At 63.6% G+C, this 20,857-nt stretch carries 22 protein-coding genes; 8 read left to right on the forward strand and 14 right to left on the reverse strand.

The window, feature by feature from the left end; all coding sequences use genetic code 11:
• Window positions 1-59 precede the first annotated feature (59 nt).
• The 4 genes from J7I89_RS12870 to J7I89_RS12880 all read right to left on the reverse strand — a co-directional run bounded on the left by J7I89_RS12870 (window position 60) and on the right by J7I89_RS12880 (window position 4,193).
• Window positions 60-1,541: an NAD-dependent succinate-semialdehyde dehydrogenase gene (locus J7I89_RS12870; protein WP_214970816.1), complete on the reverse strand. Its 1,482-nt coding sequence runs from the start codon at window positions 1,539-1,541 to the stop codon at window positions 60-62.
• A gap of 68 nt (window positions 1,542-1,609) precedes the next feature.
• Window positions 1,610-2,128 carry a flavin reductase family protein gene (locus tag J7I89_RS25210; RefSeq protein ID WP_251045275.1) on the reverse strand — a complete coding sequence of 173 codons (519 nt, stop codon included), beginning with the start codon at window positions 2,126-2,128 and terminating at the stop codon, window positions 1,610-1,612.
• Window positions 2,125-2,565 carry an ester cyclase gene (locus tag J7I89_RS25215; RefSeq protein ID WP_251045276.1) on the reverse strand — a complete coding sequence of 147 codons (441 nt, stop codon included), beginning with the start codon at window positions 2,563-2,565 and terminating at the stop codon, window positions 2,125-2,127. The genes J7I89_RS25210 and J7I89_RS25215 overlap by 4 nt, the downstream gene beginning before the upstream one ends.
• Window positions 2,562-4,193, reverse strand: a complete 1,632-nt coding sequence (locus J7I89_RS12880) for a BCCT family transporter (protein ID WP_214970819.1) — start codon at window positions 4,191-4,193, stop codon at window positions 2,562-2,564. The genes J7I89_RS25215 and J7I89_RS12880 overlap by 4 nt, the downstream gene beginning before the upstream one ends.
• A 187-nt stretch (window positions 4,194-4,380) precedes the next feature.
• On the opposite strand from J7I89_RS12880, the gene J7I89_RS12885 reads away from it, so the two are divergent.
• From J7I89_RS12885 to J7I89_RS12920, 8 genes are all read left to right on the forward strand, one after another.
• Window positions 4,381-5,073 carry a GntR family transcriptional regulator gene (locus J7I89_RS12885; protein WP_214970822.1) on the forward strand — a complete coding sequence of 231 codons (693 nt, stop codon included), beginning with the start codon at window positions 4,381-4,383 and terminating at the stop codon, window positions 5,071-5,073.
• Between the two features lie 85 nt (window positions 5,074-5,158).
• Window positions 5,159-5,752, forward strand: coding sequence for an amino acid synthesis family protein (locus J7I89_RS12890; RefSeq protein WP_251045277.1), 594 nt, complete (start codon window positions 5,159-5,161; stop codon window positions 5,750-5,752).
• Entirely contained in the window at window positions 5,749-6,303 is a 555-nt protein-coding gene (locus J7I89_RS12895) for an amino acid synthesis family protein (RefSeq protein ID WP_214970826.1), read from the forward strand. The genes J7I89_RS12890 and J7I89_RS12895 overlap by 4 nt, the downstream gene beginning before the upstream one ends.
• 12 nt (window positions 6,304-6,315) lie before the next feature.
• Window positions 6,316-7,056, forward strand: coding sequence for an alpha/beta fold hydrolase (locus J7I89_RS12900; RefSeq protein ID WP_308159894.1), 741 nt, complete (start codon window positions 6,316-6,318; stop codon window positions 7,054-7,056).
• Window positions 7,046-8,533, forward strand: coding sequence for an aldehyde dehydrogenase (locus J7I89_RS12905; protein ID WP_214970829.1), 1,488 nt, complete (start codon window positions 7,046-7,048; stop codon window positions 8,531-8,533). Before J7I89_RS12900 ends, J7I89_RS12905 begins: the two co-directional genes overlap by 11 nt.
• Window positions 8,534-8,542: 9 nt before the next feature.
• Window positions 8,543-8,800 carry a tautomerase family protein gene (locus J7I89_RS12910; RefSeq protein ID WP_214970832.1) on the forward strand — a complete coding sequence of 86 codons (258 nt, stop codon included), beginning with the start codon at window positions 8,543-8,545 and terminating at the stop codon, window positions 8,798-8,800.
• Window positions 8,800-9,867, forward strand: a complete 1,068-nt coding sequence (locus tag J7I89_RS12915) for an LLM class flavin-dependent oxidoreductase (protein WP_214970835.1) — start codon at window positions 8,800-8,802, stop codon at window positions 9,865-9,867. Before J7I89_RS12910 ends, J7I89_RS12915 begins: the two co-directional genes overlap by 1 nt.
• Before the next feature lie 226 nt (window positions 9,868-10,093).
• The gene (locus J7I89_RS12920; RefSeq protein ID WP_214970838.1) at window positions 10,094-11,089 is read left to right on the forward strand and encodes a patatin-like phospholipase family protein; all 996 of its coding nucleotides are present in this window, start codon (window positions 10,094-10,096) and stop codon (window positions 11,087-11,089) included.
• Between the two features lie 257 nt (window positions 11,090-11,346).
• On the opposite strand, the gene J7I89_RS12925 is transcribed toward J7I89_RS12920, so the two are convergent.
• The 10 genes from J7I89_RS12925 to J7I89_RS12970 all read right to left on the reverse strand — a co-directional run bounded on the left by J7I89_RS12925 (window position 11,347) and on the right by J7I89_RS12970 (window position 20,604).
• On the reverse strand, window positions 11,347-12,966 hold the full coding sequence (locus J7I89_RS12925) for a 4-hydroxyphenylacetate 3-hydroxylase family protein (protein ID WP_214970843.1): 1,620 nt from the start codon (window positions 12,964-12,966) through the stop codon (window positions 11,347-11,349).
• 53 nt (window positions 12,967-13,019) lie between these two features.
• Window positions 13,020-13,598: a flavin reductase family protein gene (locus J7I89_RS12930; RefSeq protein ID WP_308159896.1), complete on the reverse strand. Its 579-nt coding sequence runs from the start codon at window positions 13,596-13,598 to the stop codon at window positions 13,020-13,022.
• Window positions 13,599-13,746: 148 nt separating this feature from the next.
• Window positions 13,747-14,595 carry a catechol 1,2-dioxygenase gene (gene catA, locus J7I89_RS12935; RefSeq protein WP_214970846.1) on the reverse strand — a complete coding sequence of 283 codons (849 nt, stop codon included), beginning with the start codon at window positions 14,593-14,595 and terminating at the stop codon, window positions 13,747-13,749.
• Between the two features lie 194 nt (window positions 14,596-14,789).
• Window positions 14,790-15,068, reverse strand: coding sequence for a muconolactone Delta-isomerase (gene catC / locus J7I89_RS12940; protein ID WP_214970849.1), 279 nt, complete (start codon window positions 15,066-15,068; stop codon window positions 14,790-14,792).
• A gap of 44 nt (window positions 15,069-15,112) precedes the next feature.
• On the reverse strand, window positions 15,113-16,213 hold the full coding sequence (locus J7I89_RS12945; RefSeq protein ID WP_214970852.1) for a mandelate racemase/muconate lactonizing enzyme family protein: 1,101 nt from the start codon (window positions 16,211-16,213) through the stop codon (window positions 15,113-15,115).
• Entirely contained in the window at window positions 16,203-17,129 is a 927-nt protein-coding gene (locus J7I89_RS12950) for a LysR substrate-binding domain-containing protein (protein WP_214970855.1), read from the reverse strand. Before J7I89_RS12950 ends, J7I89_RS12945 begins: the two co-directional genes overlap by 11 nt.
• 175 nt (window positions 17,130-17,304) lie before the next feature.
• Entirely contained in the window at window positions 17,305-17,604 is a 300-nt protein-coding gene (gene catC, locus J7I89_RS12955) for a muconolactone Delta-isomerase (protein ID WP_308159897.1), read from the reverse strand.
• Window positions 17,605-17,645: 41 nt separating this feature from the next.
• Entirely contained in the window at window positions 17,646-18,509 is an 864-nt protein-coding gene (gene catA, locus J7I89_RS12960; protein ID WP_214970860.1) for a catechol 1,2-dioxygenase, read from the reverse strand.
• A 74-nt stretch (window positions 18,510-18,583) separates the two neighbouring features.
• Complete coding sequence (locus tag J7I89_RS12965; RefSeq protein WP_214970863.1) at window positions 18,584-19,693, reverse strand: mandelate racemase/muconate lactonizing enzyme family protein; 1,110 nt, start codon at window positions 19,691-19,693, stop codon at window positions 18,584-18,586.
• Entirely contained in the window at window positions 19,690-20,604 is a 915-nt protein-coding gene (locus tag J7I89_RS12970) for a LysR substrate-binding domain-containing protein (RefSeq protein ID WP_214970866.1), read from the reverse strand. Before J7I89_RS12970 ends, J7I89_RS12965 begins: the two co-directional genes overlap by 4 nt.
• Window positions 20,605-20,857: the final 253 nt, after the last annotated feature.

The raw sequence follows: 20,857 nt of genomic DNA on the forward strand, positions 1-20,857 counted from the left end.
AAGCCCCCTCGACGAGGGGCTTTTCCGGTTTCGTTGTCCGTATCCAAGGACTCATGCCCCTAGCCTGCGTAGGGGTCAGATATGCCGATGTATTGGGTGGTGGTGTACTCGGCTATGCCTTCGGATCCGCCCTCACGGCCGAGCCCTGATTGCTTGACGCCTCCGAATGGTGCTGCTGCGTTGGAAATGATGCCGGCGTTGAAGCCGACCATGCCGAATTCGATCTGTTCGGCCACGCGCAGCAGCCGGTTGAAGTCGCGGCTGTAGATGTAGGACGCGAGGCCGTATTCGCTGGCGTTGGCCAGCCGGATGGCGTCCTCTTCCGTGGCGAAGGTGGTGACCGGGGCGACGGGCCCGAAGATTTCCTGGCGGAGGATCGCTGCGTCGTTCGGGACGTTGGCCAGGACGGTGGGCTGGTAGAAGTAACCGGGACCGTCCACGGGTGAGCCGCCGGTGATGGCGGTGGCACCGGCGTCGACGGCGGCGCTCACCAGCGCATGCACGTCGTCGCGGGCACCGGCATCGATGAGCGGACCCACCTGGGTGGCCGGTTCGGTGCCGCGGCCCGTGGTCAGTGCCCCCATGGCCGCGGCGAACTTCCGGGTGAACTCGGCGGCCACGGATTCCTGGACCAGGAAGCGGTTGGCCGCGGTGCAGGCCTCGCCCATGTTCCGCATCTTCGCGGCCATGGCCCCTTCGACGGCCTGGTCCAGATCGGCGTCCTCGAACACGATGAACGGGGCATTGCCGCCGAGCTCCATGGAGGTCCGCAGGACATTCTGCGCGGCGTCGGCCATGAGGCGCTTGCCGACCGGGGTGGAGCCGGTGAAGGAGACCTTGCGCAGCCGCGGATCTGCCAGCAGCGGGCCGGAGATCCCGGACGCACTGCTGGATGAGACCACGTTCAGGACCCCGGCCGGGAGTCCAGCCTCCAGCATTATCTGTGCGAACAATTGGGAGGTGAGCGGGGTCAGCTTGGCCGGCTTGAGCACCATCGTGCACCCCGCGGCGACGGCGGGAGCAACCTTACGGGTGGCCATGGCCAAGGGGAAGTTCCAGGGCGTGATCAGCAGGCAGGGGCCCACGGGCTTGTGCTGGACAAGGATCTTGTTCTTGCCCTCGGGCGTCGTGAGGTAGCGGCCGTAGTCGCGGACGGTTTCCTCGGAGAACCAGCGCAGGAACTCGGCCCCGTAGGTCACCTCGCCGCGGGCTTCGGCCAGCGGTTTGCCCATCTCCAGGGTCATCAGCAGCGCGAAGTCATCGGCCCGTTCGGTGACCAGGTCAAAGGCCCGCCGCAGGATTTCAGCGCGTTCGCGCGGGGCCGTCCTTGACCAGGTCTCTTGGGCCTTGTCGGCTGCATCAAGAGCGGCCATGGCGTCTTCGCTCCCGGCATCCGAAACAGAAATCAGGACCTTGCCCGTTGCCGGGTCCTCGACGTCGAAGACCTTGCCGGAGGCGGCGGCGATCCATTGCCCGCCAATCAGAAGGCCTGTAGGTACGGAGTCCAGGAGGCGGCTCTCCTGTTCGGTGGAATTGCTCATTGATACTTCTTCCTCATGCGGCAGGATCAGTGGCCCGGGATTTTGTGGCCTCATCGTGGTTCGGGAGATCAGGGAAGCTCGGCCAGCGCACCGCCGTCGTAGAAGTGCGCCGCCCTGTAGACGATGGGCTCTTTGTCGGCGACGGTCACGTGGCGGACGCGTCCGATGAACACAGTGTGGGTTTTCGCTTGGAAGCGTTCCCTGATCTCGGCTTCCAGTGAGGCCGCGGCGCCCGAGATCATTGGGGAGCCGTGCGGCGCCGGCGTCCACTCCACCTGGGCAAACTTGTTCTCACTCTTGCCGGCAAAGACACCCACCACATCCTTTTGGTCGTTAGCCATGATGTTTATACCCAGGTGGGTTGCCCTGAAGAGAGAGGGGTGGGTGCTGGAGCTGTGCTGGACGCAGACCATGACGACGGGCGGGTCGTAGGAGATGGAGGCGTAGGCGTTCACGCACAGACCGCGTGGTTCGCCGTCGTCGTCCGTTGTGACTACAGTGACGCCGGTGACGAATTGCTTGTTAAAGGCACGGACGAGCGTCGGGTCAACGTCGGGGGCCAGGGCCGGTGCGGTTGTGTCGTTCATTCTGACTCCAGTGAAATGATGCCGAGGGCTGAGAGAAGCTGTCGCGGATCCCACGTCACGTGTTCAGTGACGAGCTTGCCGTTGTTGAACACGCAGTGATTGGATCCGAAGGTATTGACGGAGCGCCGGGTAGGCGGTACGCCAAGGAATTCGTTCCGGTGAGTGCCGGTGCTGTGCCAGAAGATGGCCATGTGGTCGCCGTCTTCGATGATCGCATCGATCGTGGTTTGCAGGTCCGGAAAGGCAGCGCGCGAGGCCCTGATGGTCTCTATGAGTTCCGTGGACGATTGGCTGCCTTTGGATCCGGCGGAGTGGCGCTCGTACCCGGGTCCGAGCAGCTCTTCCAACAAGGTGGTGTCGCCTTCGTTCCACGCTGCCGACCAGGCCTCGGTCACCTTGGCTGCCCTGGTGGAGAGGCCGGTGGATACTGTGTTCATTTTTCTTCCTCTTCCCGGTTTGCGGCATCGGTCGCTATGACCAGGCGGTCCAGTGAGCGCATGGCCTGGATTTCGGGGTCGCGGCGCAATTCGATCATCAGTGAGATTGCCAGGAGCACCACGATGACGGTGAATGGTGCGGCCGAGAGTATGACCGCCTGTTGGAGGGCGGCGAGGCCCCCGGCCAGCAGGAGCACGATCGCGGTGATACCGGTGACAGCGCCCCAGACGACAAGCACCGGGCGCTTGGGGGTGAGAACACCCTTGCTCGAGAGCATGCTCAGGACGTAGGTGTTGGCGTCGGCCCCCGAGACGAAGAACAGCACGACGAGGAGGATGGTAATGGCGGAGGTGATGGTCGGCAGGGGCAGATGTCCAAGCATTGCGAAGAACGCTGAGTTGACGTCCGCCGTCGCTGCTTTGCCGATGGATCCGTCCCCGGTCATGTCGCTGTGGATCGCGGTACCGCCGAAGACGGTGAACCAAATGAAGAACACAAGGCTGGGAACGCCCAGGACGCCCACGATGAACTGGCGGATGGTCCGGCCGCGGGAGATCTTGGCGAGGAAGACGCCGACGAAGGCGCCCCAAGCGATCCACCAGGCCATCATGAAGTAGGTCCACCACTGCATCCACTGCAATTCCGTATCGGATTGCGGGGTGATGAGGCTCGTGGAGATGAAGTCATTGAGGTAGCGGCCTACGGATTCGAAGAACAGGTTGCTGATGAAGTTGGTAGGGCCGGTGACGAGGACAAAAACCAGCAGGCCCACGGCCAGGACCATGGTGGTCTGGCTGATGTAGCGGATTCCGCGGTGGACGCCGCTCAGGGCCGACGCGGTAAATAGCACGGTGATTACCGCGACAATGCCAATCTGCATGACCGTGCCTCCGGGCAGACCAAAGACGCTCTGCATGCCGTTGTCGATCTGTGCTGCACCAAGGCCCAGCGAGGTGGTGGTTCCAAAGAGCGTCGCGATGATCACGAGGACGTCGACCGCCTTGCCGCCCCAGCCATCGGCGGCTTTGCCCAGGATGGGACGGAGCATGGTGGAGACCAGAGTGCTTCGATTCAGCCTGTGCGTGGAATAACCAATGGCGAGGCCGAAGACGGCGAAGACCGCCCAGGCGTGAAGACCCCAGTCAAAGAAGCTGAACTGCATGGCCCGGACAGCCGCTTCGCGTGTGCCGGCTTCAGCCAAGCCGTGGGGCGGTGCGACGAAGTGTGAGATGGGTTCGGCGACGCCGTAGCTGATGAGTCCGACGCCCATTACGGCCGACAGGATCATTGCCAGCCAGGCATAGGTCGGATAGTCCGGGCGTGAGGTTGAGGTGCCCAGCCGGAGTGTGCCGTAACGGCTGCACATGATGTATACCAGCAGGCCGATGAGTCCGAGGGTGACCGCCAGGTACCCCCACCCGACAGACCCTGTCACCCAGTTCAGGGCGGCCGTCATGGTGGTGTTGAGGTTGTCGGTAAATGCCGTCGCCCAGATGACGAACGCGGCAATGAGACCCAGGGAGATCCAGAAAACGGATCCCAAGCGATGAGGAGGAATAACCGGATGGGGAGCGTCGCCTAGGGCCTCAACGGGCGCCGGCGGAACGCTGGTGGATGTCTGTTCCATACAACAGACGGTAGATCGTCAATGTGACGCAGGTCAATAGGTGGCGGCAAGAAAACGTGTCTCAGTTCATAATCAGCCCTGAACTACCGCTTGTTTCCGGGCTTTCCTGGAGCATGGGTGGGATCGTTGAAACTGATGTATGCAAGTTCTTGACGGAGCGGAAATGCGCCGTGTAGCGTTATCTACCATGCAAGAGAGTTCAAAGAGAGCATCAACGGACGAGGTCATCGAGCTGCCGATTCCTCCATTGCTGGACCGGCTCCGTCGGTTGGTGCTCAGCGGTGACTATCCGGCCGGGACAGCGCTCAGTGAGACGATCCTGGCCCAGGAGTTCAACGTCAGCCGGACTCCCGTTCGGGAGGCCCTGAAGCAGCTGCAGGCTGAAGGGCTTGTGGAGATCAGGCCAAAGGTCGGGACCTTCGTGCGGGAACCAAGCCGCCGCGAGATTGTCGAGATGTTCCAGCTCAAGGAGATCCTGGAAGGCCTCGCCGCCGGGCTGATGGCGCGCCGCGGACCGGTGCCGGAACTGGAGAAACTGGATGCCAACATTGAAGCCTCGGAGGAGGCGGCGCAGAACGGCGACTCCGAGACGTATGCACGGCTTGTTCACGAGTTTCACCAGCTCATCGTCGATGGCAGCGACCACCGCAAGCTGGCAGAGCAGTACCGGACCCTTATGAACCAGCTCGCGTACTACCAGCGCCTCGTGGCGGCCACCGTCGCGCATCCGGGACGCATCTCGCGCTCGGTGGCCGAGCACCGGAAGGTCGTGGACATGATCCGGGCCAAAGATGCCATGGGCGCGGAATGGGCCATGCGCGATCATGTCGTCACGTCAGCGCGGGAAGTCGCAACAGAACAACACAAAACCAACGGCTGAAAAGCCCCTACTTTTCCAACGACTGCAAGGAGCTATCAATGCGCTTTTCCATCTTGGCCGGGACTACATGATGAACGATCAAGGCTTGGGTATCCGCAAGATCGTCTATTACAGCGAGGAGATCCTGCTCGAGAACGGTCTCTCCCCCGCCGTTCCCGCCATCCGCGCCACGGCAGCGGCCGTGGTCACCAACCCCTGGCTGGATGGGAAGGCCACCGACGACCTGAACGAGGAAGTAATCCAGCTGGCCCCGGTGCTTGCACGCAAACTCACCGACGTGCTCACCAAGGAACTCGGGGGCGTGGACGCAATCCAGGCCTTCGGCAAAGCAGCAATTGTCGGCACCGCCGGCGAGATTGAACACGGCGCAGCCCTCATCCACACGCCGTTCTTCGGCAACCTCGTCCGGGAGTACTTCGACGGCGAATCGATCATCTGCTTCGCCGACGACCGGGCCGACGCCGGCGCCTCACTCGTAGTACCGCTGTGGCACAAGAATGCCGCCGCCACCCGCACGCACTACCAGACCATCACCACCCGGATCAGTGATGCGCCCCGGCCCGGAGAGATCGTTGTCGCCCTCGGCGCATCAACCGGACCCCGCCCACACTCACGCATCGGGGACCGGCTTACGGACCCCATCGTCAAAGCAGACACCCTAGGAGATCTAATTTCATGAGCATCCGCAAAATCGTCACACTGACCGAAGACGTCCTCATTGAGGGTGGCCGGGAAGTCACGCCGGCAGCACGGGTCGCCGTCGTCGCCGCCATTGTCAAGAACCCCTGGGCCGGCCAGGGATTTGTCGAGGACCTTTCAGCGGGAATCGACGGGAACGCGTCCGATATCGGCGCCCTGCTCGCCCCCCGCGTGCTTGAAGCCCTCGGCGCCCCTGCCGAAGCGTACGGCAAAGCTGCCATCGTGGGCCTGAACGGGGAAATCGAGCACGGTTCCGGACTCATCCACACCCTTGCCTTCGGAAATCATTTCCGCGACGCGGCCAACGCCACCACGCTCTTGCCGGCAGTGGAAAAGCGCGGCCCGGCGGGTGTGGTGTTTGATATTCCGCTCAAGCACATCACAGACGCGACTATCCGCTCCCACCACCAGAGCATCGAGGTGCGGATCAATGACGCACCGCACGCCGATGAAATCGTAATCGCCCTCGCCGCCGCCGCCCAGGGCCGCCCCCAGCAGCGCCTTGCGGCGTTCGCCACCGAAACGAAGTAGGTGACCGCCGTCGTGAGCCGCGTCCGCGTAGCACTGATCCACGGCGTCGGCCTCGACGGGTCGATGTGGGGGCCTCTGCGTGAATTCCTCGAACCGGAATACGACGTTCAGGTCCTCGAACTCCTTGGGCACGGACACCGCGGAAAAGCTGCGCCCGAAGGGGTGACACTTGCCGAGCTGGCGGCGGACGTCGCAGAACGCCTGGAACCGGGCACCCATGTCGTGGGGTTTTCACTGGGTGCCCTCGTAGCGCAGCACTTGGCCCGATTCCGTCCCGACCTGGTGTCCTCTCTGGTTTCCGTCGGATCGGTATGTGACCGTACAGCGCAGGAGCACGCCACGGTGATGATGCGTCTGGCCTCAGCGGCATCTGACTTTCCCGCGACGGTGGAGGCATCAATCCGTCGGTGGTACCCGGAAGGGTCCCCCGTCCCGGCGGAATTGGTAGAGGCGACGAGGGAAGTGCTGCTTCGCAACGACCCCCGATCCTTCCTGGCCTGCTATCGCGTGTTCGCGACGGCAGACGCGGAAATTGCGCCCGAACTCCCCCGGATCACCGTTCCTTCCCATGCCGTGACTGGAGAGCTGGACCCGGGGTCGACGCCGGAGATGAGCGCCCGGCTGGCCGCGGCCATCCCCCGCAGCACCTACTCCGTCATCAGCGGTGCCCGCCACATGATGCCGGTGGAGCGTCCCCAAGAGCTCGCCAACACCCTCACTGCCTTCATCAAGGAGCATTCAAATGTCCACTGACCGCCGCTACGAGCACTTCATTAACGGCGAGTGGGTTGCGCCGTCATCCGGGGATTACTTTGAAAGCACCAACCCGGCAACCCTCGATGTGCTGTACCGCGCCGCCCGCGGTAACGAAGCCGACGTCGCCCGGGCGGTGTCGGCCGCATCTGCAGCCTTCGAAAACCCCGCATGGCGGGACCTTAGCCAGACCAGGCGCGGGCATCTGCTCCGCCGCCTGGGCGACCTCGTGGGCGAACACGGGAACGAACTCGCCCGCATGGAATCCGAAGACAACGGCAAGCTCCTGCGGGAAATGCGTGCCCAGCTCGCCGCGATGCCCGAGTATTACTACTACTACGCCGGCCTGGCTGACAAAATCCAGGGCGACACCATCCCGGGCTCCAGCCGGGCCATGCTGAACTACACCCTCCGCGAACCCCTCGGGGTCGTGGGCGCCATCACTCCATGGAACTCGCCGCTGACGCTGACGACCAGCAAGCTCGCCCCCGCCCTCGCGACGGGCAACACCATAGTGATCAAACCTTCCGAATACACCTCGGCCACCGTTCTGCGACTGGCCGCGCTTGCCGACGAAGCCGGCTTCCCGCCCGGTGTCATCAATGTCGTCACCGGTTTCGGCGCAGAAGCCGGAGCCGCACTGGTCGATGACCGCCGCCTGGCGAAAATCTCATTTACTGGCAGCACCGCCACGGGCGCCCGCATTGCTTCCTCAACCGCGTCCCGCTTTATCGGCTCGACGCTGGAACTGGGCGGCAAGTCCCCGAACATTGTCTTCGGCGACGCGGACATAGCCAATGCCTCCATGGGAGTGGTTGCCGGCATCTTCGCCGCGGCCGGCCAGACCTGCATCGCCGGAAGCCGCGTGTTCGCCCACAAGTCCGTCTACGACGAACTGCTCGAGCGGGTCGCCAACCGCGCCCGCAGCATCGTCATCGGAGACCCGCTCCTTGACGCCACCGAACTCGGGCCGCTGGCCTTCCAGGACCAGCGCGACAAAGTCGCCAGCTACGTCGACCTGGGCGTCTCCGAAGGTGCCACCGTTCTGACCGGCGGCGGGCGGCCCAATATCGGCCTCGGCGGCTACTTCTTCGAACCCACGGTGCTCACCGACGTCGACAATTCCATGCGCGTGGTCCGGGAGGAGATCTTCGGCCCCGTCGCTGCGATCATGCCGTTTGAAACAGAAGAAGAGGTGCTCCGGCTGGCGAACGACAGCAGCTACGGGCTGGCGGCAGGAATCTGGACCACCAACCTTTCGAGGGCTCACCGGATGGCGAGCCGCCTGGAGGCAGGCACCATCTGGGTCAACACGTACCGCACCATGTCTCCCCAATCACCCCGGGAAGGCTTCAAGACCAGCGGGGTCGGCGTCGAACACGGCATGGAAAGCATCCGTGAATACACCAGGCTCAAGAGCGTCTGGATCAACACCGACGAATCCCCCATTGCCGACCCCTTCATCATGAGGAGCTAAGGAGCCGTAATGCCTCTTATCGAAGTCTCCATCGCCCGGGGCAGGACCCCCGAGCAGCTCCGCTCGCTCATCAGCGAGCTTCACCTGGCTGCCGAACGCTCAGTGGGCGCGGCACCCGAAAACACTACGGTCATTGTCCGTGAAATCGAGCATGAACACTGGTCCCGCGGTAACCAAACCATCGCCGAACGCAACGCAGGCGCCCAGGAAGCGGCGCCCACCCAGGAAGTTTCGGCGAACTTCGCCGCAGAACGAAGGAGTCACTAATGCGCTTTTCCCTCTTCGCCCACATGGAGCGCTGGGACGAGACCGTCTCGCACCGCGAATGCTTCGAGAACCTAACGGAACTCGCCCTCATCGCGGAAGCCGGAGGGTTCAGCACCGTCTGGATTGGTGAGCACCATTCGATGGAGTACACAATCTCTCCCAGCCCCATGCCCCAGCTTGCATACCTGGCAGCACGCACGTCCCGCATCCGGCTGGGCGCCGGAACCATTATCGCGCCCTTCTGGAACCCGCTCCGCGTAGCCGGCGAGACGGCGCTCCTGGATGTCATCAGCAACGGCCGAATGGAAGTGGGCCTGGCACGCGGCGCGTACCAGTTCGAGTTCGACCGCCTCATGGGCGGCATGTCTGCAGTCGATGGCGGCAAGCACTTGCGCGAGCTCGTCCCGGCCGTTCGCGCTCTCTGGGAAGGTGACTATGCACACGACGGTGAGGTCTGGCAGTTCCCGACCTCGACCAGCGTCCCCAAGCCTCTGCAGAAGCCGACCCCGCCCATGTGGATCGCCGCCCGCGACATCTCCTCGCACGAGTTCGCCGTCGCCAACGGCTGCAACGTGATGGTGACGCCGCTCATGAAGGGCGACGAGGAGGTCGAAGACCTTGCGCACAAGTTCGACACCGCTGTGGAAAACAACCCCGGCGTCCCCCGCCCGGACCTCATGGTGCTCCGCCACACGCATGTCCACCCCGCAGACGAGCCCGAGGGATGGCGGCGTCCGGCCGAGGGCATCCAGAAGTTCTACCGGACGTTTGATGCCTGGTTCGGAAACAAGACCACGCCGAAGAACGGTTTCCTCGAGCCCAGCCCTGCAGAGAAGTTCGCCGACCGCCCGGAGTTCACGCCAGAGTCCCTCCACCAGACGGCACTAATCGGGACGCCTGGCGAGGTGATCGAGCGGCTCCGCCACTACGAGGCACTCGGCGTAGACGAGTTCAGCCTCTGGGCCGACAACAGCCTGACCCATGAGGAGAAGAAACGCTCGCTCGAGCTCTTCATCGAGCACGTCGTGCCGGCCTTCCAGGCGCAGACCGCTACCGCGGCACGCTGATGTCGGATGAGGGTGTAGCGTTCGGCAGCGACACGGCAACCGGCATGACGCTGATGACGCACCGCGTCGCGGCGTGCTAGCGTTTCAGTGATCGTGATCTATCGACAGGAGGGGAGACCCATGAACGCAGTATCCACAGTGGGAGCACCCTTGCAGTTCACGATCGCGCGACTGAGGTAGTCGCCGCCGGGAGCGCCCGACAGGCAATTCGCGAAAGGCGACTCCCATGAACACGACACCTTCTTCACCTCTGCACTCCATTTCGACGACGGCCTCCGACCTGCCGAGGTCCGACCAGGATCAGCCGCAGGTCGACGCCACAAGGCGGATACGCGCCGCGGGTGAGCGAGCGTTGGTCCTCGGTGGTGGCGGATCGGCAGGCAATGCCTGGCTGATCGGCGTCATCGCCGGCCTCTTCGATGCCGGGTTGGATGCGACCGAGGCCGATCTGATCATCGGCACGTCGGCCGGATCGACGGCCGCGGCCCAGATCACTAGCGCGACCCCGACTGAACTGCTTGGCGCCATCCTTTCCGCCGCACCCCAGCCACGGACTGCTCCGGTGGGATCCGATGGTGGACGCGTTCGCATTGGGCCGGCGGCGAGCCATATGGAGAGAACGAGCCGAATCATCGCTGCCGCTGATGATGCGGCCGATATGCGCCGCAGAATGGGTGCGGCGGCGCTCGAAATGGATGCGGCGTCGGACGGCTCCGGGCAAACGCGGTGGCGCGATACCGTCGCCGCGCGGCTGCCCAGCCAGCACTGGCCGGAACAAACGATGCTCATCACGGCGGTCAATGCCTATACCGGTGAACCGGTCGTGTTCGACCGCCACAGCGGGGTCGACTTGGTGGACGCCGTGGCCGCCAGCTGTGCCAGTGGCTTCGCCTACAGTATCGGCGGCAGCCGATACATCGACGGCGGCTACCGATCCAACGCCGAGAATGCCGATCTGGCAGCCGGATACGCACGGGTGCTGGTGTTGTCACCATTCGGCGGCAGATCACGGACTCCGGTGGACTGGGGCATGCATCTCGCAACACAGGTCAACGAACTACGCGCACGCGGCAGCAGAGTCGAAACGATCTTCCCGGATAGCAACTCCGAGCACATGTTCGGCGCCAATGCGATGGATCTGTCGCTGCGTCCGCCCGCCGCTCGAGCCGGTTACGAGCAAGGCAGAGCCCTTGCCGAGCAGCTCACCGGATTCTGGCGCTGACGCCCACGAACCCCATCGACGACGTTGAAGAGCCGGTCTAGCTTGCAAGTCTCAACGAACGGAGACAGCATCGTCGGGCGCATTTTCGTAATACCATCCGGCCCAGGCTGTGTGAACCAGCACTGCCGACGGGTGGTCCTCCACAGACGGCAATGACGGCTGCGGGTGCTCTGCTTGGGTGTCACGGGGCATGGTGCCTCCTTGATGGGTGCCCCCAGCCGGCCCGCTGCTGGGCCGGCCCGGGGTGTGGTGGTGGGTTAGTTGCGTTTGAGGAAGAGGCTGACGTCGTCGTTGCTGATGAGGTCCGGGACGGTCCAGCCGTCGAGGTCGTACTCGGCCAGGCACTGGTCCGCGAAGCCTTTCATGTAGTCGGTGGTCCCTTGTGCCTGGGCGGCGAAGAGGATCTCGGCCTTGACGTTCTCGTGGTTGCCGGAGTAGTTCCGTTCGTAGAGTTCGTGCCGGCCGCCGAACTCGGTGCCGATCGAGTCCCAGAGGAGTTTCATCAGCTTGACCCGGTCCACGGCCTCGACGCCGTCCGAGCCGCGGACGTACTTGTCCAGGTAGGGACGGATTTCGGGGGTCTTGAAGTCCAGCGCGGAGGAGTTCAGATAGATCAGGCCGGACGCGACGTCCTGTTCGATGATTTCCTTGATCCTGGGGTAACCGATGGACATGAACATCCGGTAGGACAGGCCATAGTCGAGCTTGGGCAGCACGGTCCCGTTCGGGCCGGCGTCGGGGTTCAGGGTCATGCCGTCGATCAGCGCGTAGAACATGTTCCGCCAGCCGAGAACCTCACCGACGCGGGTCTGGACGCCGCGGAAGTCCTGGGTCCCGGCGACTTCCAGGGCCTTCATCAGCAGCCCGGCGATGAAGTCCAGCTTGGTGGCCAGCCGGATCACGCCCTGGAAGGTGAAGCGGTTGATGAAGCCGGTCTGCGGGAAGAAGTTGTTGATCTTCTCCACGTCGCCGTAGGCGAAGACGTTCTCCCACGGGATCAGGACCTTGTCGAAAACGAACACGGAGTCGTTCTCGTCCATCCGGCTCGAGAGCGGGTAATCAAACGGGGTGCCCATCACCGCGGCCTGGTGGCTGTAGGAGGCCCGGCTGATGAGCTTCACCCCGGGCGCGTCCATCGGAACCGTGCAGATCAGCGCGAACTCCTTACGCTTGATCGGCAGCCCGTAGTGGGCGATGAAGTTGTAGTTCGTGATCGCCGAACCGGTCGCGACGACCTTGGCGCCGGAGACGATCAGGCCGGAGCCAGTTTCCTTCTCCACCTTCATGAACACATCCCCGACCTGGTCCGGCGGGAGGTGGCGGTCCACCGGCGGGTTGATGATCGCATGGTTCCAGTACAGGACCTTCTCCTGGGACTCCTTGTACCAGCGCTTCGCGTTCTCCTGGAACGGCTCGTAGAAGTCCGGCATGCCGCCCAGGGTGCCCAGGAACGCGGCCTTGTAGTCCGGGGAACGGCCCAGCCAGCCGTAGCTCATCCGCGCCCAGGTCTCGATCGCCACCCGGTCCTTCTTCAGGTCCTCGACGCTGTGCGGGGTGCGGAAGAATGACATCGTCTTGCCCCCCGACCCGGTATCGGTGGGCACCATCAGCTTCTCCTGCAGCTCGGGTTTGTGCATCGCGTCATAAAGCCTCGCCGCCATCCGGATCGAGTTCCGGAACGCCGGGTGCGTCGTGACATCCTTGACACGCTCACCATAAATCCAGACCTCACGGTCATCCTGGAGCGACCTGATGTACTCATCGCCCGTCATCGGCATCAACGGGTCCGCCGGCGTCGTCCGCTCGCTCATCGACGGAACCGACGACGAAGTAGGCGAATCTGAGGCGGGAACTGACTGGTCAAGAATTTCGGTCATGATCGTCCCTTTCTGGGAAGGAAGTATGAGCTTTCAAAGGGGTCGGGTAACGCCTAGAGGGTGTGCAGGGGCTTGAAGGATTTGGCGCCGGCGAACCAGCCGGATTCGGGCGCGTCCCCGGAGTGGTCCCAGGGTGCGCCTTCGACAAACCGGCCTATCTGGCGGAATTTCCCGCCGAAGAACAGGAGCGGTTCGCGTTTGGTGATCTCCATGGAGATCACTTCGCCCACGACAATGATGTGGTCGCCGCCGTCATAGATGTTCCAGGGGCGGCATTCCAGGGTAGCTGCGTTCTTCAGCAGCACCGGGACGCTGCCGTCGAGAGCCCACTGGGGCTCCTCGTCCAGGACCTTCCCTGCGAAGTGAAGGGCCACGTCCATTTGTTCCAGGGAGAGGATGTTGATGGCGAAGGGTGCGCCCTCGAGATAGCGGGCAGCCCGCGAGGTGCGGGTCAGCGTGACCTGGGCAAGCGGCGGATCAAGGGATACGGCGGTGAAGGCGTTTACCGTGGCGCCGTGGGGGACGCCGTCCTCCGATCGGCACGTTACTACTGTGACCCCTGTGGCGAACGTCCCAAACGCGTGGCGCAGTTCGCGGGTGTCGATAGGGGTCATGACTGCTTCCTGAGTCACTGACGCCTCCTTAGCTAGGACCTGATTTTGGCAAGGCGGCATCAGGGCGGGCCGCGTGGGTTGGGTGGCGGGTGGCGGCAATACCGCCACCCGCCGGCATGGGGTTGCGCCCGTGCGGGCGGCTCAGTCCAGGAGAGTCGGCCCTGCGTTAGTCCTGCGGATCGAGGATGAAGTCGTAGGTGACTTCACGGCCGTTGCCGTCCGCGCGCTCGGTGGGCGCGAGGATGAGTTCCGGCTTCACGGCCGAGGCGATGTCGTCGGCGACGTGCTCGTCACCCTGGAAGTACAGCTGGGTGGTGATGAGCTGGTGCCCGGGTGCCGAGACCTTCAGGTGCAGGTGGGCGGGCCGCCAGGCGTGCCAGCCGGCGGCGGCGATGAGTGCTCCGCAGGCGCCGTCGGTGGGAATCTGGTAAGGGGCGGGCTGGATGGTGTGGATCTGGAAGTTGCCCTCGGCGTCGGCGATGATGGAGCCGCGCAGGTTCCATTCGGGCAGGCCCGGCGCGAACTGGGAGTAGAAGCCGAGGTCGTCGGCGTGCCACAGCTCGATCAGCGCGCCCGGGAGGGGTTCCCCGGCGACGTTCTTGACCTGGCCCTGGAACAGCAGCGGGGTGCCCGGCTCGTCGTCGCGCATGGGCAGTGTGGCCGGGGTGTTCTGGGAGGGGGCGTCCGGGATGTAGTAGGGGCCCTCGATGGTTCCCTTGGAGCCGTGCCGGTTGGCGTTGGCCACCTCTTCGACGGAGTGCTCGACCCAGACGTCCAGGAACAGCGGCCATTCCCCGTCTTCACCGACCTTGATGAGCCAGGCCTTGAAGGCGTTGTATTCGTCGTAGGTGACTTTTTCGTCGATGACCGTGTCGTTGATCGCCTTGATGACCCGGCTGGCGATCGCGTTGACACGTTCCTGGCTGGTGGCGGCGGCAAGGCGCTTGTTTTCCCTGAAGCGGGCGGTTGCCCCTGCGCCTGAAGCGGCGGCGGTGGCCTGGGTTTCCGTTGCCATGGTGACTCCTTTGTCGATGAACGGCTGTCTGTGAACGGTTTGCCGGTCCGGGTTGCTGCCCTGCATCCTGCTTGCAGTGTGCCGGGCATCACATGCGGTGTTGATTCAACGGTAGGACCCCGATTGGGTGATGGGAAATACTTATTTCTGGCTCATTGAAAGCTTTTGCATATCAGTGTCGCTGAAGGCGCGGACTACTCGACGGCGGAGGGGTGCTTGGCCAGCGGAGTCACCTTGATGTCCATGTACGGAAAGAGCGGCAGGCCGGAGAGCAGCTCGTGCAGCTCGTCGTTGTCCCGCACATCAAACAGTGAGTAATTGGAGTACTCCCCCACGACCCGCCACAGATGCACCCAGCGGCCGTCTCGCTGCAGCTGCTGGGAGTACTCCTTCTCCTGCGCTTTGATGGCGTCGGCCCTCTCCTGGGGCATGTCCAACGGGAGGTTGACGTCCATTCGAACCAGATACAGCATTAGTTTCTCCGAGCTCTCAGGGCAGGAAGCCGGCGGTGGCCCGGTTAGTCCTGCCGGTACTTTTTCAATTTGCCGGCATCGATTTCAGCGCCGACGCCGGGCACGTCTCGGACGCGAATGGCGCCGGCAGCGATCTCCAAAGGCGCGGCCAGGAGGTCGTCCGTCATGTCCAGGAAATTGGAAAGCTCCCCCGCACGTCTGGAGCTGGCCTCGAAGGCCGCGCCGAATGTCACCGTGGCGAGGCTGCCCACTTGGGTGTCGATCTGGTTTCCCATCGTGACATCCACACCCAGGCCCTCACACAAACCGAGGATCTGCTGGGCTTCCGTGAAGCCGCTGCGCGCCGTTTTGATGCAGATGGCGGTGCTGCCACCGGACAAGAGCTCCCGGGACACGTCGCCGGGGGTGGCGACGCTTTCGTCGCCGACGATCGGGATCCTGGAGTGCTTGACCAGCCGACGGCGGCCCATGGCTTCGCCGGCATCGCACGGCTCTTCCAGCATTGACAGGCCGAGCCCTTCGGTGCGGCGGAGCACTTCCATGGCCTCATTGGCGGTCCAGCCCCGGTTGGCGTCGAGGTAGATCTCGGTGTCCTCGCCCAGGCCTTCCCGCAGCACGCGGCAGGCCTGGACGTCCAGGGACAGTGGCCGGCGGCCGGTTTTGAGCTTGAAGGTGTTGATCCCGTAGGTCTCGCGGAAGCGCAGGGCCTCATCCAGCAGATCCGAGGCGGGTTTGAAGCCGAGCATGTGGGAGACGCGCATGCTGTCGGTGAAGCCGCCCAGGAGTTTATGAACGGGTGTGCCGAGTGAGATGCCGATGATGTCCCACAGCGCAATGTCCAGGGCGCCCTTGGCCGTGGGGTTATGGACTGTGCGTCGGAGGATTTGCTGGACCTTGGAACGGTCCAGCGGGTCCAGACCGATGAGTTGCGGGGCAAACACCTTGGTGACCACCGACATGATGGAGTCCTGCGTTTCGCCGTATGTGTACGGACGGGGAGGGGTGTCAGCCACTCCGCAGATCCCGTTGTCCGTATGCACCCGGATCAGCACGTGTTCAGCGGTCGTGACCTCTCCGCTGGCGAATTTCAGGGGCCGCTCGTACGGGATTGCATAAGGGATGGCCTCGATGCGTTCAATTTTCACGGGGAGATTCCTTTGCGGCAGCTGCGGTTGGTGCGGTGGGTGAACCGGGCAGCGAATCGAATAAAGTCAGAAAGCTTCGCATCAGCGGCGATTCGTTGTTGCGGTTCCACGCCACGGCAAGGTCAACAGGCGGCGGGTTCCGCAGCGGCCGGAAGACGACTCCTTGAAAGGAGAACATCCGGGAGGTCATCGGGACCAGGGCGATGCCCATCCCGGCGGATACTAGCGAAAGCAGCGTGGAGGTTTCCTTGGCCTCCTGAACCAGGCGAGGCTGAAAGCCGGCCTTACGGCAGGCATCAAGGAAGATGGCGTTCACCACGGAATAGCTGGGATAGCCGATGAAGTTCTGCAACGCCAGGTCAGCGATGTCGAGCGTGCCCTTCTCGGCCAGCGGGGAATCTGCCGGTAAAGCGGCAACCAGTTGATCCTGTTCCAGCAATTTGTGGGCTATCGCCTGGGAGCGGATCGGTGGGCGGAGGACGGCCACGTCCAGCCGCCCCTCCTCCAAGGCCGTTTCCATCTGCGGAGTCAGCATTTCTCCCTGGACCGTGATCCGAAGTCCGGGAAGACTGCGGCTCGCGGCCTGCACGATGATGGGCATCAGGCGGTATGTCGCTGTTCCGGTGAACCCCACCCGGAGCACCCCCGTAGCCCCCGCCCCAACCTGCTGAACATCAGACTCGAGCACTTCAAGCTCATCCAGCAGCAGCCGTCCCCGGTCCAACAGAACCTGGCCGGCGGGCGTGAGCTCCACCTTCCGTGTGGTCCGTACCAGAAGCGGTGTTCCCAGCTGTTCCTCGAGCTGCCGGATTTGCTGAGACAGCGGAGGCTGGGCCATATGAAGCCTCGCCGCCGCACGACCGAAATGCCGCTCTTCTGCCACGGCAATGAAGTACTTGAGATGTCGAGTCTCCATTGAGGCCCCTCAGTGAATTGGTCACACAACGATAAGTCGTCCTGGATCCAGACTAAGAGGAGAGATTAGTAATAGGAAATACCTATTTGCCTTCTAATAAGACGCCTTGAGTACTAATCTGAACGCCCAGCAAAACGTCCAACTGGCGGGCGGGCAGTGTTCCCGCCCGCCCCGGTCATGCCGGCGGACCTGGCGCGAGCCGAATGTCCGAGGGGTGGGCTGCCAGCGGCGTGATGTCCATCTTCATGTACGGGAAGAGCGGCAGCCCCCAGAGGATTTCGTGCAGGCGTTCATTGCCTGCAACATCGAAAATGCTGATGTTCGCGTATTCGCCCACGCAGCGCCAGATGCTCTGCCACTCCCCCGTGCGCTGCAGTTCCTGCGAATAGGCCTTCTCCCGGGCGAGCAGATCTGTCTTGGCCTGCTCATCCATGGTCTGGGGGATGGTGACGTCCATACGGACTGCAAAAAGCACGGTCTGCTCCATTGTTCGCGTCTCGAGTGCGGTGCTCAGGCTTAGGCGCGGTCAGCGTCGAGCACGAAGTCGTAAGTAACTTCGTTGCCTGCGCCGTCGGTGCGCGGGGCGGGGCTAAGGACGAGTTCCGGCTTGACGGCCGAGGCAATGTCGTCTGACAGGTGCTGGTCACCTTGGAAGTAGAGCTGCGCGGTCAGCAGCTGGTATCCGGGAGCGGACACTTTCAGGTGCAGGTGCGCCGGGCGCCAGGCGTGCCAGCCGGCCGCGGCGATCAGCTTGCCGCAGGCGCCGTCGGTCGGAATCTGGTACGGCGCGGGCTGAACGGTGTTCAGGGCGAAGTTGCCCTCGGCGTCCGCCACGACGGTGCCGCGCAGGTTCCATTCGGGAAGGCCCGGGGCGAACTGGGAGTAGAAGCCGTCATCGTCCGCATGCCAGATTTCCACGCGGGCGCCGGATAGCGCGGTGCCGTCGACGGCGCGGACCTGGCCTTGGAACAGCAGCGGCGTGCCGCCTTCGCCGTCACGCATGGGCAGCGTGGCGGGAGTGGCGAACTCCGGGGAACCCGGAACATAGTAGGGGCCCTCGATGGTGCCCTTGTTGCCCTCGCGGTCCTCTGTGGAAACTTCCTCAACGACGTGCTCCACCCAGACATCCAGGAACAGCGGCCATTCGCCGTCCTCGCCCACGCTGATCAGCCAGGACTTGAGGGCGTTGAATTCGTCGTAGGTCACTTTGTGCTTACGGATGGTTTCGTAGACCGCGCCAAGGACTTCGTTGGCCAGCAGCGAGACCCGTTCTTTCGGAACTGCCAGGGACGCCGTCTTGCCGCTTTCACGGAAGCGTTCAGTAGCAGCGTTGCCGGACTCTGCGGCCTTGGCCTCAAATTCGGTGTGCTGGGTTGTCATCGTTGACTCACTTTCTGAAGGGGCGCTGGCCTCAGTGCCGGCGCCGTGGGGTTGGGTTTGTGTTCCGGGGAAGGTCAGTTGTTGGCGTCGAGCCGGTACTTGGCCAGCTTCTCGGGGTCAATATCGATTCCGATGCCAGGGACCTGACGTGCCGCAAGCCTGCCGTCCACGATTTCCAAGGGGTCGGCCAGGAGGTCATCGCTCATGTCCAGAAAATTGGAGAGCTCACCTGCCCGCCGGGTGGTGGACTGGAAGGCGGCGCCGAACGTGACCGTGCACAGAGTGCCGAGCTGGCCGTCGATCTGGTTGCCCATCACCACCTCGGCACCCAGTCCGTCGCACTGGAACAGCACGCGCTGCGAGTGCGAGAATCCGGTACGCGCCGTCTTGATGCTGACCGCGTTAGCCGCGCCGCTGAGCAGTTCGCGCGTCACTTCTCCCGGTTTCGTGGCACTTTCGTCTGCCACGAACGGGACAGGGCAGCGCTCCACCAGCCACTTCCGGCCGAGGACGTCGTCGGCCGGGCACAGCTCTTCGGCAAGGGTCAGGTCAAGGTCCGCCATGGCGTTGAGGGCACGCAGGGATTCCGACGGCGTCCAGCCGCGGTTTCCGTCAACGTACAGTTCAATGTCCGGACCGAGCTCTTCGCGCAGGGCGCGGCAGACATCGACATCCAGGCCAAACGGCCTGCGGCCCACTTTCACCTTGAACGTGGTGATCCCGTAGGTGTCGCGCATGCGCTCCGCCTCGGCCACCATCTTGGCGGGCTCGGCAAAGCCCAGCATGTGACTGACGCGCATGCCGTCCGAGAAGCCGCCCAGCAGGGCCGTCACAGGCTGCCCGACGGTTTTGCCGATGACGTCCCAGATGGCCATGTCCACCGCAGACTTCGCGGTCGGATTGCCAATGGTCCTGTCCATGACAGCATGCACCGACTCGCGGTCGAAGACTGACATTCCCGTGATCTGGGGCGCGAACAGCGTCTCGATGACAGCCACGATGGATTCCTGGGTTTCACCGTAGGTAAAGGGCCTGGCCGGCGCTTCGGCATACCCCACGACGCCGTCGTCGCTCCGGACGCGGACCAGCACATGCGACGCCGTGTGCACCTCGCCGCTGGCGAACCGCAGGGGCTTTAGGTAAGGGATGGCGAACGGAATCGCCTCGATGGAAATGATCTTCACGGAAGTCCTCCGGAGTAGCTTGAGTCTAGGAAAACGCGGTTGTCTTCAAGGACGGCCAGGAAGGCATCGACGAGCGGTGATTCGCTGGTGCGGCGCCACGCCACGGCGAGTTCGACCTCATCCGCGCCGGACACCGTCCGGTACTGCACGCCGGTCAGCGCGATTCCACGGACGGACTCCGGGAGGACGGCGATGCCGAGCCCTGCCGCGACCAGGGACAGCTGCGTTGAGGTCTTTGCAGATTCATGCGCGATGTGTGGGTGGTAGTCCGCCGCACGGCACGCGCGCATGACGGCGTCGTTGACAACTGACCGGGAGCCGGCCGGGTACATGATGAAATCCTCGGCACGCAGTTCCCCGACGGTCACGGTGTCAGCGGACGTGAGACGGTGACCGGCAGGAAGGGCCACTACGAAATTTTCCCGCGCTATGGCCCGCACGGTCAGTGACGGATCGCTTGCGGGCGGCCGCAGCACACCCACGTCGAGTTCGCCTGCGGCGAGGGCCAGTTCAATGGCAGGCGTCAGCATCTCAGTGTAGATATCCAGCACGACGTCGGGCAGGTGCTCCTTCACCATTCTGGCCAGGGCCGGAAGCTGCGTGTAGGAGGCGGTGCCCGTCAACCCGATGCGAAGAGTGCCCGCCTTACCTTCGGCAAACTGCCGTGCCCGCCGGGCGGCCTCCTCGACGTTCCGGAGTATGCCCTGCGCATCCTCGAAAAACGCCTCACCGGCCGGGGTCAGCCTCACGCTCCGGGTTGTCCGCGTAAACAGCTCCGCACCCAGTTCCGCCTCCAGCTGGCGGATCTGCTGCGACAGCGGCGGTTGGGCCATCTGCAGGCGCTCGGCAGCCTGGCCGAAGTGGCACGTTTCGGCGACTACGACGAAGTAGCGCAAATGCCGAAGCTCCACGGCGCACCGCCCTTTCCTGTGTTCCGTCTCTCACTCGTTGGTTGTCGTTTCAACAGCGTAGGCCGGAATTTGGTATTCCACAAAGACCTAAATGGTTGTTATTCAGACTCCAGGAATCTAAATAGGCACCTAGGCCTCACTAGGCAAAGCCCTAGTGTGACGGGCGCCACGGACTGACAGAGTGGATCGCATTCATTGACCAGCCGAAGCATCGGCGGTCCGCACGGGCACCGCAGCCCGCAACACGGGCAAC

Source organism: Arthrobacter sp. ISL-5, assembly GCF_018613835.1.
In the GTDB taxonomy this organism is placed as follows: domain Bacteria; phylum Actinomycetota; class Actinomycetes; order Actinomycetales; family Micrococcaceae; genus Arthrobacter.